Origin of the sequence: Citrobacter sp. BDA59-3 (assembly GCF_015167655.1) — a bacterium.
GTDB classification, from domain to species: Bacteria; Pseudomonadota; Gammaproteobacteria; order Enterobacterales; family Enterobacteriaceae; genus Phytobacter; species Phytobacter diazotrophicus.
On record NZ_CP063427.1, the window covers coordinates 4,283,995 to 4,295,292 of the forward strand.

13 protein-coding genes and 1 CRISPR repeat array (1 of these 14 only partly in view) are annotated in these 11,298 nt (G+C 55.6%); of the genes, 1 reads left to right on the plus strand and 12 read right to left on the minus strand.

Annotated features, from left to right (window positions below; genetic code table 11):
- Nucleotides 1-138: 138 nt before the first annotated feature.
- The 11 genes from IP582_RS20180 to cysG all read right to left on the minus strand — a co-directional run bounded on the left by IP582_RS20180 (nt 139) and on the right by cysG (nt 9,021).
- Nucleotides 139-765: a protein-L-isoaspartate(D-aspartate) O-methyltransferase gene (locus IP582_RS20180; protein WP_039077681.1), complete on the minus strand. Its 627-nt coding sequence runs from the start codon at nt 763-765 to the stop codon at nt 139-141.
- Nucleotides 759-1,520, minus strand: coding sequence for a 5'/3'-nucleotidase SurE (gene surE, locus IP582_RS20185; RefSeq protein ID WP_039077682.1), 762 nt, complete (start codon nt 1,518-1,520; stop codon nt 759-761). The genes IP582_RS20180 and surE overlap by 7 nt, the downstream gene beginning before the upstream one ends.
- Nucleotides 1,501-2,550 (minus strand): tRNA pseudouridine(13) synthase TruD, encoded by a 1,050-nt coding sequence (gene truD, locus IP582_RS20190; protein WP_193794253.1) that lies wholly within the window; start codon nt 2,548-2,550, stop codon nt 1,501-1,503. Before truD ends, surE begins: the two co-directional genes overlap by 20 nt.
- Nucleotides 2,547-3,026: a 2-C-methyl-D-erythritol 2,4-cyclodiphosphate synthase gene (ispF, locus tag IP582_RS20195; RefSeq protein WP_039077684.1), complete on the minus strand. Its 480-nt coding sequence runs from the start codon at nt 3,024-3,026 to the stop codon at nt 2,547-2,549. Before ispF ends, truD begins: the two co-directional genes overlap by 4 nt.
- A 17-nt stretch (nt 3,027-3,043) precedes the next feature.
- On the minus strand, nt 3,044-3,736 hold the full coding sequence (gene ispD / locus IP582_RS20200) for a 2-C-methyl-D-erythritol 4-phosphate cytidylyltransferase (RefSeq protein ID WP_193794254.1): 693 nt from the start codon (nt 3,734-3,736) through the stop codon (nt 3,044-3,046).
- Between the two features lie 19 nt (nt 3,737-3,755).
- Nucleotides 3,756-4,076, minus strand: coding sequence for a cell division protein FtsB (ftsB, locus tag IP582_RS20205; RefSeq protein WP_039077686.1), 321 nt, complete (start codon nt 4,074-4,076; stop codon nt 3,756-3,758).
- Between the two features lie 174 nt (nt 4,077-4,250).
- On the minus strand, nt 4,251-4,574 hold the full coding sequence (locus IP582_RS20210; protein ID WP_039077687.1) for a DUF3561 family protein: 324 nt from the start codon (nt 4,572-4,574) through the stop codon (nt 4,251-4,253).
- Nucleotides 4,575-4,645: 71 nt separating this feature from the next.
- Nucleotides 4,646-5,251 (minus strand): adenylyl-sulfate kinase, encoded by a 606-nt coding sequence (gene cysC, locus IP582_RS20215; RefSeq protein WP_039077688.1) that lies wholly within the window; start codon nt 5,249-5,251, stop codon nt 4,646-4,648.
- Nucleotides 5,251-6,678 carry a sulfate adenylyltransferase subunit CysN gene (gene cysN, locus IP582_RS20220; protein ID WP_193794255.1) on the minus strand — a complete coding sequence of 476 codons (1,428 nt, stop codon included), beginning with the start codon at nt 6,676-6,678 and terminating at the stop codon, nt 5,251-5,253. The genes cysC and cysN overlap by 1 nt, the downstream gene beginning before the upstream one ends.
- A gap of 9 nt (nt 6,679-6,687) precedes the next feature.
- A complete protein-coding gene (cysD, locus tag IP582_RS20225) occupies nt 6,688-7,596 on the minus strand; it encodes a sulfate adenylyltransferase subunit CysD (RefSeq protein WP_039077690.1) in 909 nt (302 codons plus the stop codon).
- A gap of 9 nt (nt 7,597-7,605) precedes the next feature.
- On the minus strand, nt 7,606-9,021 hold the full coding sequence (gene cysG, locus IP582_RS20230) for a siroheme synthase CysG (RefSeq protein ID WP_193794256.1): 1,416 nt from the start codon (nt 9,019-9,021) through the stop codon (nt 7,606-7,608).
- Between the two features lie 235 nt (nt 9,022-9,256).
- Here cysG and IP582_RS20235 point away from each other — a divergent pair, with 235 nt between their 5' ends.
- Nucleotides 9,257-10,300: an aminopeptidase gene (locus IP582_RS20235; RefSeq protein WP_193794257.1), complete on the plus strand. Its 1,044-nt coding sequence runs from the start codon at nt 9,257-9,259 to the stop codon at nt 10,298-10,300.
- A 48-nt stretch (nt 10,301-10,348) separates the two neighbouring features.
- Here the strand turns inward: IP582_RS20235 and IP582_RS20240 are convergent, their stop codons facing one another.
- Complete coding sequence (locus tag IP582_RS20240) at nt 10,349-10,627, minus strand: DUF5339 domain-containing protein (RefSeq protein WP_193794258.1); 279 nt, start codon at nt 10,625-10,627, stop codon at nt 10,349-10,351.
- A gap of 154 nt (nt 10,628-10,781) precedes the next feature.
- A CRISPR array of direct repeats spans nt 10,782-11,298; the repeat unit is 29 nt; unit sequence CGGTTTATCCCCGCTGGCGCGGGGAACAC (it continues 244 nt past the right edge of the window).

The window sequence follows — 11,298 nt, forward strand, 5'->3', positions numbered from 1 at the left end:
AATTTAGGGCTTCCCGTGCTCATTTATCCCCCAGGAATGTGTTAGCTACCAATGACTTAAAATTAACCGTGAACGGTTTCGGCAAATTTGCCCACCATACGCTGATGCGGCATGAAAACATCAGGAAAAATCTGTTTATCAGGCCAGTTCGCCTTTAACCAGCGGCACAAAGCGCACGGCTTCCACGGTATCGATTACAAATTCGCCTCCCCGTCGACGAACACGTTTAAGAAGTTGCTGCTCGTCGCCCACAGGTAAAACGAGAATACCGCCTTCATCCAGTTGCGACATCAACGCCGCCGGAATTTCTGGCGGTGCGGCGGTGACGATAATGGCATCAAATGGACCCCGTGCCTGCCAACCCTGCCAGCCATCGCCATGTCGAGTTGAAACATTATGTAAATCAAGTTGTTTAAGGCGACGTCGTGCGTGCCATTGCAGACTTTTAATGCGTTCAACCGTACAAACGTGATGCACCAGATGCGCCAGTATCGCAGTCTGATAACCAGACCCCGTGCCAATTTCCAGCACCCTGGATTGCGGCGTCAGCTCGAGTAAAGCCGTCATCCGCGCCACCATATAAGGCTGAGAGATAGTCTGGCCCTGGCCGATAGGCAGCGCCACGTTATCCCAGGCCTTATGTTCAAACGCCTCATCGATAAATTTCTCGCGCGGTACCAGCGAGATGGCTTCCAGCACATGCTCATCGGTAATGCCCTGCGCGCGTAATTGATCAAGCAGTGTTTGTACGCGTCTGTTCACCATCGTTCAGTCACTCCGGCGCGATCCAGCCAGCCCGAAACCACATCATGCGCGCTATGCGCGGTTAAATCCACGTGTAGTGGGGTGACAGAAACAAAACCCTCATCGATGGCGGCAAAATCGGTATCCGGCCCGGCGTCGTATTTCTCGCCCGGAGGGCCAATCCAGTAAAGCGTGTTGCCTCGTGGATCCTGCTGCGGAATGACTTTATCCGCAGGATGACGACTACCGCAGCGGGTAACACGAATACCCTTGATTTCACTGAGCGGCAAGTCCGGGACATTAATATTCAGAATACGCCCGGTACGTAACGGCTCGCGCGACAGCGCGCGCAGAATGGAGCAGGTGACAGCCGCAGCTGTCTCGTAATGCGTCTGGCCATTTAACGACACCGCCAGGGCCGGAAAGCCCAGATGGCGTCCTTCCATCGCTGCCGCGACAGTACCAGAATAGATAACATCGTCCCCGAGGTTCGGCCCGGCGTTAATGCCAGAGACGACAACGTCCGGGCGCGGGCGCATCAGCGCGTTGACGCCCAGATAGACACAGTCGGTCGGGGTGCCCATCTGCACCGCAATGTCGCCGTTTTCGAAGGTGAAAGTTCGGAGGGAGGATTCAAGCGTTAACGAGTTGGATGCGCCGCTACGGTTACGATCGGGAGCCACGACCTGTACGTCGGCAAACTCCCGCAGGGCCTTTGCCAGCGTCTGAATACCTGGCGCATGAATCCCGTCATCGTTACTCAGCAATATTCGCATAATCACCCAATGTATTGATAATTTCCCTTACCACACTGGTGGCGAAGCTACCTGCCGGCAGCCAGAAGCGCAACTCGACGGTCACGTCATCCCACCAGTTCCAGCTTAATTGTTGCGGAAAGAGCAGCATTGCGCGGCGCGACGCCTCAACCTTTTCACGCACCAGCAACGCCTGCAATTCCGGCGCATCGGCAACGGCGGCCTGCTCAAATGACAGCGCTTCGCCCTGCGTTCCCCATTCGCCGCTTCCCGGCATTGAGGCGGTAATCATCAGCGCTTTATCATCAACGCGCGTCTGCAGCTCTGCACGCTCTGCTGCGGTCGCCACAAACCAACTTCCGCGCCCCGATAATTGTAGCGCATCGCCGTCAACAACTTGATTAAAGTCTGTTTTTTTCAGGCGCTCGCTAACAATCTGATTAAACAATGCACTGCGTGCCGCCGACAACCAAAAACTGCGCTTATTACGATCGCGTACCGGGGCATCGTTTTGTGCCCAACGTAGCGCACCCTGTAGATTGCTGCCGCCGATGCCAAAACGTTGCGCACCAAAATAGTTCGGTACGCCGCCCTCGCGGATTGCCTGCAGGCGGGATTCCACGTCGTTACGGTTGCTGATTTCGCGTAGCACAAGAGTGAAACTGTTGCCTTTAAGCGCGCCTAAACGCAATTTGCGCTTATGGCGGGCATATTCCAGCACTTTACAGCCTTCCGGCTGAAACGCGCTCAGGTCCGGCATCTCTTTACCCGGCACGCGCGCGCACAGCCATTGCTCGGTCACCGCGTGTTTATCTTTCTGTCCGGCAAAGCTGACTTCACGGGCGTGTATTTTAAGGAACTTCGCCAGCGCGTCGGCAACAAAGCGCGTATTGCAGCCGTTTTTCAGAATTCGCACCAGAATATGTTCACCTTCACCGTCGGGTTCGAAGCCTAAGTCCTCGATAACCACGAAATCTTCCGGATTGGCTTTCAGTAAACCGCTAGCCGCAGGTTTACCGTGCAAATAGGTGAGCTGGTCGAAGCCGGTCATTTCGCCGCCTTAAGCAGGAGCGCCACCGCCTCACAGGCAATACCTTCGCCACGTCCGGTAAAACCGAGTTTCTCGGTCGTGGTTGCTTTCACGTTCACGTCGTCCATGTGGCAGCCCAAATCTTCGGCGATAAACACGCGCATCTGCGGGATATGCGGCAACATTTTCGGTGCCTGCGCGATGATAGTGACGTCCACATTGCCAATCACGTAGCCTTTGGCCTGGATGCGACGCCATGCCTCGCGCAGCAGCGCACGGCTGTCTGCCCCTTTGAACGACGGGTCGGTATCCGGGAACAGCTTACCAATATCCCCCAACGCCGCCGCGCCTAACAGGGCATCGGTCAGCGCATGTAACGCGACATCGCCATCGGAGTGCGCCAGCAGGCCTTTCTCCCAGGGAATGCGCACGCCACCGATAATAATGGGGCCATCGCCGCCAAATGCGTGTACGTCAAAACCGTGTCCAATGCGCATTATGCCTTCTCCTGGTGTTAAGAATGGGTGAGATAAAATTCTGCAAGTTTCAGATCCTCAGGACGCGTCACCTTAATATTATCCGCGCGTCCGGCGACCAGTTCCGGGTGGAATCCACAATATTCGAGTGCCGAGGCCTCATCGGTGATGGTTGCGCCTTCGTTGAGCGCACGCGTCAGGCAGTCGTGGAGGAGTTCCAGAGGGAAAAATTGCGGCGTGAGCGCATGCCATAAATCGTTACGCTCAACGGTGTGGGCAATAGCCGTTTTACCAGGTTCAGCACGCTTCATGGTGTCGCGAACCGGCGCAGCAAGAATACCGCCGACCCGGCTGGTTTCACGCAGTTGTAGCAGGCGATTTAAATCATCCTGGTGCAGGCAAGGACGTGCGGCGTCATGCACCAGTACCCACTGAGCCCCTTGCGCGGCTTTCAGCCCCGCCAGTACGGAGTCCGCACGTTCAGCGCCACCAGCCACAACGGTAATGGCGGGATGTTGCGCCAGCGGCAAGCGGGCAAAATGCTCATCACCGGGGCTGACGGCGATAATGACACGCCCCACGTTTGGGTTGACCAGCAAGGCCGCCACTGCATGTTCGAGGATCGTTTTATCGCCAATGGAAAGATATTGCTTGGGACATTCCGTTTGCATGCGGCGGCCAAATCCGGCAGCCGGCACCACCGCACAAACGTCCGGAATAATTACAGACATGTCGTAAACCCGGGATTGTTTATCGATTATTTTGTGTGTTCTGTACTGACCCCTGGTTGCGTTTGGACGCGTCCGGCACCAGACGATAAAAGGTTTCGCCCGGTTTGGTCATCGTTAATTCGTTGCGAGCGCGTTCCTCAATCGCTTCCTGGCCGCCATTGAGATCGTCAATTTCAGCAAAGAGTTGATCGTTTCGCGCTTTTAATTTGGCGTTTGTCGCCTGCTGTGCGCCCACATCTTCGCTGACACGGCTATAGTCGTGAAGACCATTTTTGCCAAACCACAGTGAATACTGTAGCCAGACCAGCAAAGCCAGCAATAGCAGCGTTAGTTTACCCATCCTGCCCCCTGAAAAACGGCATCATCATCCCATAACTTTTTCTCAGACTCCACACCGGGGCCGGGTGATAACGAGTCACCGCGACAGAATGTAACATATTTACGCACCTTTCCGTAGGGTTGTCCCCAGGACACATCGTCTTAATGTGAGTTACGGTTTGAAGTATGGATGGCTTTAGCCCATCAGCCACATAAACAACGCGCCAAACATGGCCACAACCGTGAGCGCAGTGAGGACAATGCTGTAGAGCAGTTTGCCATTGACGATGGAATGCAGGGCTATACCCACCACAACCGAAACGGGCATCAGCGCAAGGAAGAAAGGCCAGGTGTAGAGGAGGAAGAACAGCGTGTTAGGACCGTAAATCAGAAAAGGGATAGCCAGCGCCAACAGCCACGCGACAAAGCCCACTGCGGCCCCAGGCAGGGACCAGGTGGTCTCTTCGCTGGTCGTGATGGTATCCGACCTTGAGATGGTGATGTTCTGACTATTACGCATATCTGATCCCATTAACTGACTGGCCGACGAAACAGGATACGCCCCACGTTCTGCGTATCCCCGGCACTGTCTCAGGATCTGATCATATCGTCCCGTCTCATGAGGTCTAATAATTGGCTCACCAAATTTGTTACCAATTGTTCACCTTGCAGGTGAACTTCGGGTGTTTCAGGCGCTTCGTAAACGGCGTCGATGCCGGTGAAGTTGCGTAACTCTCCCGCGCGCGCTTTTTTATAAAGTCCCTTCGGGTCGCGTGCTTCGCAAATCGCCAGCGGCGTATCCACGAAAACTTCTATAAAACGCCCCTCCCCCACGCGCTCACGCACCATCTGCCGCTCAGCACGGTGCGGGGAGATAAACGCGGTCAGCACCACCAGCCCGGCATCAGCCATCAGGCTGGCGACTTCCCCGACCCGGCGAATGTTCTCTTTGCGGTCTTCATCGCTAAAGCCCAGATCGCTACACAGGCCGTGACGCACATTGTCGCCATCGAGCAGGTAAGTACTGACACCCTGCTGATGTAATGCCTCTTCCAGCGCCCCCGCTACCGTCGATTTACCGGAACCAGACAGCCCGGTAAACCACAGCACAACCCCACGGTGGCCGTGGAGTTGCTCACGCTGCGCAACGGTCACCGGGTGAGGATGCCAGACGACGTTCTCATCATGAGCGGCCATTACTTACCTCCCAGCAAATCACGCGCGCCCCAGTGTGGGAAATGTTTACGGATAAGCTGATTCAGCTCCAGCTCAAAGGCGCTGAACTGCGACGGTACAGTCGTCTCCTGCTGATGCACTTCACGCACCATGCCGGCGCCTACGGTCACGTTGCTCAGGCGGTCGATAAAGATAACACCGCCGGTCACCGGGTTTTGTTGATACGCATCCAGGGTCAGCGGCTCATCAAAGGTCAAATCGACCAGACCGATACCGTTTAACGGCAGCGTATCCACCTGACGCTGGGTGAGATTGTTAATATCTACCTGATATTGAATGGCATCGACGCGGGCGCGGGTCTTTTTACCGGCCACTTTGATGTCAAAGCTCTGTCTTGGTGCCAGCGGCTGCTCAGCCATCCATACGACGTCGAGGGACGCGCTCTGCACCGCAGGCACGCTCTCCTGGGCATCCAGGATCAGATCGCCACGGCTGATGTCGATCTCGTCCTTAAGCACCAGGGTAATCGCTTCACCCGCATGGGCTTCCTGTAGGTCGCCATCAAAGGTCACGATGCGCGCAACGGTGGATTCCACCCCAGACGGCAGTGCTTTGATGCGCTGGCCAACCTTCACGCTGCCCGAGGCCAGCGTACCAGAGAAGCCACGGAAATCGAGGTTCGGGCGGTTAACGTACTGCACCGGGAAACGCATCGGCTGGGTGTCCACAACGCGCTGAATTTCGACGGTTTCGAGGACTTCCAGCAGCGTCGGGCCGCTGTACCACGGCATGTTCGCGCTCTGGCTGGCGACGTTATCCCCTTCCAGCGCCGACAGTGGTACAAAGCGAATGTCCAGATTGCCCGGTAGCTGTTCAGCAAAGGTCAGGTACTCCTGACGAATGTTCTCAAAGGTCTCTTCGCTAAAGCCGACCAGATCCATTTTATTGACCGCCACCACCAGGTGTTTAATGCCCAGCAGGGTGGAGATAAAGCTGTGGCGACGGGTCTGATCCAGCACGCCTTTACGGGCGTCAATCAGCAGGATCGCGAGATCACAGGTTGACGCACCGGTGGCCATATTACGGGTGTACTGTTCGTGCCCCGGGGTGTCGGCAATGATAAATTTGCGCTTCTCGGTTGAGAAGTAACGGTATGCCACGTCGATGGTGATACCCTGCTCACGTTCCGCCTGCAGGCCGTCGACCAACAGGGCCAGGTCGAGTTTTTCCCCCTGGGTACCGTGACGTTTGCTGTCATTGTGCAGCGTAGAGAGCTGATCTTCATAAATCTGGCGCGTGTCATGCAGCAGGCGGCCAATCAGGGTGCTTTTCCCGTCATCGACGCTGCCGCAGGTCAGAAAACGCAGCAGGCTTTTGTGCTGCTGTGCGTGCAGGTACGCTTCGACGCCGCCTTCGTTGGCAATTTGTTGGGCAATAGTGGTATTCATGGCGGCTCCTTAGAAGTATCCCTGACGTTTTTTCAGCTCCATGGAGCCTGCCTGGTCGCGGTCAATCACGCGGCCCTGACGTTCACTGGTGGTGGAAACCAGCATCTCTTCGATAATTTCCGGCAGCGTCTGCGCTTCGGACTCCACAGCGCCGGTCAGCGGCCAGCAGCCAAGCGTACGGAAACGCACCATCCGCTGTTCGATCACTTCGCCAGGTTGCAGGTCGATACGATCGTCGTCGATCATCATCAGCATGCCGTCGCGCTCCAGCACCGGGCGCTCTGCGGCCAGATACAGCGGAACAATTTCAATATTTTCCAGGTAGATATACTGCCAGATATCCAGCTCGGTCCAGTTTGAGAGCGGGAAAACGCGGATGCTCTCGCCTTTATTAATCTGGCCGTTGTAGTTGTGCCACAGTTCAGGACGCTGATTTTTCGGATCCCAGCGGTGGAAGCGATCGCGGAAAGAGTAGATTCGCTCTTTGGCGCGGGACTTCTCTTCGTCACGGCGCGCGCCGCCGAAGGCCGCATCAAAACCGTATTTGTTCAGCGCCTGCTTAAGCCCTTCGGTTTTCATGATATCGGTGTGCTTGGCGCTGCCGTGGACGAATGGGTTAATGCCCATCGCCACCCCTTCCGGGTTTTTGTGCACCAGCAGCTCACAGCCATACGCTTTCGCTGTGCGGTCACGGAACTCATACATCTCACGGAATTTCCAGCCGGTGTCCACATGCAACAGCGGGAACGGCAGCGTGCCAGGATAGAAGGCTTTACGCGCCAGATGCAGCATCACGCTGGAGTCTTTACCGATGGAATACATCATCACCGGATTGGAGAATTCGGCGGCCACCTCGCGAATGATATGGATGCTTTCGGCTTCCAGTTGTCGCAGGTGAGTGAGTCGTTTTTGATCCATAACCGTTCCTTAAGCCAGATTCACCACGGAGGCGTCAAACGCTTCCGGGCCTGTCGTGTGTTGAAACCAGGCGAGTTCATGATGCAGTTGTACCACCTCGCCCACGACCAGCAGGGCGGGCATTGGCGCATCTTTCGCCAGTTCCTCAATTTGTTGTAATGTGCCGGTTCTGACCTGCTGGTCAGCCCGTGTGCCGCGCGAAATCACCGCGACCGGTGTCTGTGCCTCTCGCCCGTGAGCGATGAGTTGTTCGCCAATTTCTGCCGCTTTCATCGTACCCATATAGATAGCCAGCGTCTGGCGACTTTGCGCCAGTTGCGACCAGTCAAACGGTGCGCTGTCGGCTTTGTAATGTCCGGTAACAAAGGTGGCACTTTGCGCGTAGTCGCGGTGTGTCAGCGGAATGCCTGCGTAAGCCGTCGCGCCGGATGCCGCCGTCACGCCGGGCACCACCTGGAAGGGGATACCTGCTGCCGCAGCCGCATGTAACTCTTCGCCACCGCGACCAAAGATAAACGGGTCTCCGCCTTTCAACCGCACCACGGTTTTGCCCGCCTGCGCGGCCTCAACCAGCATGCGATTGGTGTCATGCTGCGCAACCAGGTGCGAGCCAGCGCGTTTACCCACGCTGATCAGTTCCGCATCGCGGCGTACGAGCTCCAGCACGCCATCGGTCACCAGATGATCGTAAAACACCACGTCAGCCTGCTGGATAACCTGCAAACCACGCAACGTTAGCAGCCCGGCATCACCGGGCCCCGCGCCAACCAGAATGATTTCGCCGGTGCTACTGCCCGGTTTCGCGAGTTCATCAGCCAGCACCTGTTCCGCGGCCTGCTCTTTGCCCGCCGCCATCAGGCTGGCAAAGCGACCACGAAAGGCACTCTCCCAGAAACGACGACGTTCGTCGGTGGTTTTACGAAATGCTTTAATGCGCGTGCGCCAGCGCCCGGCCACCTCAGCCATACGGCCTAAGTTCGCGGGCAACAACGCTTCAATTTTTTCACGCAGCAATCGCGCCAGTACCGGTGCGTTGCCGCCGGAAGAGATCGCCACCAGCAGCGGCGAGCGGTCAACAATCGACGGGAAGATAAATGAGCACAGCGGCTGGTCATCTACCACGTTGACAAGACGATGGCGGGCATTTGCGGCGTCAAAGACACGACGGTTGACGTCCCCGTCATCCGTTGCCGCAATCACCAGAAAGACGTTGTCGAGTTGCGCTTCATCGAACGTATCCGCCAGCAGGTGGATCTCTTGCTCATCCACTAACTGTTGTAGTGAGGGTTCGAGATGTTTTGTCACCACCAGCACGCGTGCCCCCGCGCGACGTAAAAAAGCAATCTTACGAGCGGCAACGTCGCCACCACCGACAACCAACACGGGGCGGTCTTTGACGTCAGCAAATAAAGGAAGGTAATCCACAGGGCAACAACTCACTCGCAACCAGTAATAGTGGGACTATAGGGGGGAGAGTAGAGTGAATGAAATTACGAATTGGAATGAGTAGTTCCGCAAAGGAATAACGAGATAAAAAAGCAAATGCCAAAAAGTGCTTAACCACCATATTTTTGCAGAGTTAAGAACAAATGAAATTGTGTAAACCGGGTCACAGTTTCATACTAAGCGCGATAAAATTTTTGTCGTAAAAGGACTCTCTATGCTCTCCGCATTGCGCCACCGTACCGCTGCCCTGGCGCTCGGCGTATGCTTTATTTTTTCTGCTCAGGCACGAGCACCTCATCCCGGCGAATTTGCAAGCAATCAGGCGCGCCATATCGCCACCTATTTTCCCGGCCGCATGACCGGCTCGCCGGCTGAAATGCTCGCAGCGGATTATATACGCCAGCAGTTTGCGCAGATGGGTTATCAGAGTGACATCCGCAAGTTCAACAGCCGCTACAGTTGGACTTCTCGTAGTAATCAGCACAACTGGCAGAACGTCACCGGCAGCACCGTTATTGCCGCGCATGAAGGCAAGCACCCACAGCAGATCATTATTGTGGCGCATCTGGACACCTACGCGCCGCGCAGCGATGCGGATACCGACAATAATCTGGGCGGTCTGACGCTGCAGGGGCTCGATGATAACGCCTCAGGAGTGGGGGTAATGCTGGAGCTGGCGGAACAACTGAAATCGGTGCCAACGGAATACACTATTCGCTTTGTGGCGACCAGCGGTGAAGAGCAAGGCAACCTGGGAGCCGAAAACATCCTTAAACGCATGAGTGAGCATGAGAAGAAGCAAACGCTGCTGGTGATTAATCTCGATAACCTTATTGTCGGCGATAATCTCTATTTCAACAGCGGCAAGAAAACCCCCGCATCGGTGCGCAAGCTCACCCGTGACAGGGCGCTGGCTATCGCACGCTCTCTGGGGATTAGCGCGACCTCCAATCCGGGCCTTAATCCTGACTATCCTCAGGGAACAAGCTGCTGCAATGATGCAGAAATCTTTGATAATGCTGGTATTCCGGTGTTATCCGTTGAGGCCACCAACTGGAATTTGGGGAAAAAGGATGGCTATCAGCAGCGCGCGAAATCGAAATCCTTCCCGGATGGCGTGAGCTGGCATAACATCAAGCTCGATAACGTCCAGCATATCGATCAGGCCCTGCCGGGGCGTATTGACCGACGCAGCCGCGATGTAGTGCGTATTATGCTGCCGTTGGTCAAAGAACTGGCAAAGGCGGGGACAAAGTAAATCTGCCGTTCGTAAAAACTAAAAAAGGGAGCATCGGCTCCCTTTTTGTTATTTTTTGATACCCATCGCTGCGTTCAGTTGTTTCATTGCTTCCAGGCCTTGCTTACAGCCTGCATCCTGTTGCTCAACCGGGTAGCTTTCAAGCTGTTTTCTGCCTTCCGTTAACTGGGTTTTCAGCGTCTCCACCTGGGCTTTTGCCTCTTCATGTTTTGACGCTTCTTTAATAAAGCTGTCCATTTCCGTGAAGTATTGTTTGCAAATTTCGGTTTCAGCATAAGACGCGGCGCTCATACCCATCAACAGCGCAGCCAGCGCGATCTTTTTCATTGTCATATCCCTGAGTGATTAAATTAACGCCATCCCAAATGGCGCCAATACGATAGCAGAATCCGTGCGTGGGAATATGTCCGGAATCGGACACGGACCTGGGATATGTGGCGGAGGAACCCCGCTGGCATCACTTTAGAGGCGAGGGAGTGAACGGTTTATCCCCGCTGACGCGGGGAACACAGCGAACTTGAAGAACTCCAGCGACAAGCGGCCGGTTTATCCCCGCTGGCGCGGGGAACACAAGACCATAAGTTTAGTTGTAACGCAGTTGATCGGTTTATCCCCGCTGGCGCGGGGAACACGTGCTGATTTCTGGTCGTTGTCCAGTGCGCACCGGTTTATCCCCGCTGGCGCGGGGAACACGCCTGGCGGTATTCTTCAACCGCCTTGGTCCACGGTTTATCCCCGCTGGCGCGGGGAACACATATAATTCATCGACATGCGCCCAGCTACCATCGGTTTATCCCCGCTGGCGCGGGGAACACGATCTGCACTTCTGGCAACGTTTTGGTAATGCCGGTTTATCCCCGCTGGCGCGGGGAACACCTGAATCAGTCGATAAACGACTTTCCCAACAACGGTTTATCCCCGCTGGCGCGGGGAACACTGTAAATACAACACCCAGCTATCCTTACGTGCCGGTTTATCCCCGCTGGCGCGGGGAACAC

Bases quoted from the DNA above. Each gene is read 5' to 3' on its own strand.
- IP582_RS20180 (WP_039077681.1), bottom strand. From the start codon at position 765: ATGGTGAACAGACGCGTACAAACACTGCTTGATCAATTACGCGCGCAG.
- surE (WP_039077682.1), bottom strand. From the start codon at position 1,520: ATGCGAATATTGCTGAGTAACGATGACGGGATTCATGCGCCAGGTATT.
- truD (WP_193794253.1), bottom strand. From the start codon at position 2,550: ATGACCGGCTTCGACCAGCTCACCTATTTGCACGGTAAACCTGCGGCT.
- ispF (WP_039077684.1), bottom strand. From the start codon at position 3,026: ATGCGCATTGGACACGGTTTTGACGTACACGCATTTGGCGGCGATGGC.
- ispD (WP_193794254.1), bottom strand. From the start codon at position 3,736: ATGTCTGTAATTATTCCGGACGTTTGTGCGGTGGTGCCGGCTGCCGGA.
- ftsB (WP_039077686.1), bottom strand. From the start codon at position 4,076: ATGGGTAAACTAACGCTGCTATTGCTGGCTTTGCTGGTCTGGCTACAG.
- IP582_RS20210 (WP_039077687.1), bottom strand. From the start codon at position 4,574: ATGCGTAATAGTCAGAACATCACCATCTCAAGGTCGGATACCATCACG.
- cysC (WP_039077688.1), bottom strand. From the start codon at position 5,251: ATGGCCGCTCATGATGAGAACGTCGTCTGGCATCCTCACCCGGTGACC.
- cysN (WP_193794255.1), bottom strand. From the start codon at position 6,678: ATGAATACCACTATTGCCCAACAAATTGCCAACGAAGGCGGCGTCGAA.
- cysD (WP_039077690.1), bottom strand. From the start codon at position 7,596: ATGGATCAAAAACGACTCACTCACCTGCGACAACTGGAAGCCGAAAGC.
- IP582_RS20235 (WP_193794257.1), top strand. From the start codon at position 9,257: ATGCTCTCCGCATTGCGCCACCGTACCGCTGCCCTGGCGCTCGGCGTA.
- IP582_RS20240 (WP_193794258.1), bottom strand. From the start codon at position 10,627: ATGAAAAAGATCGCGCTGGCTGCGCTGTTGATGGGTATGAGCGCCGCG.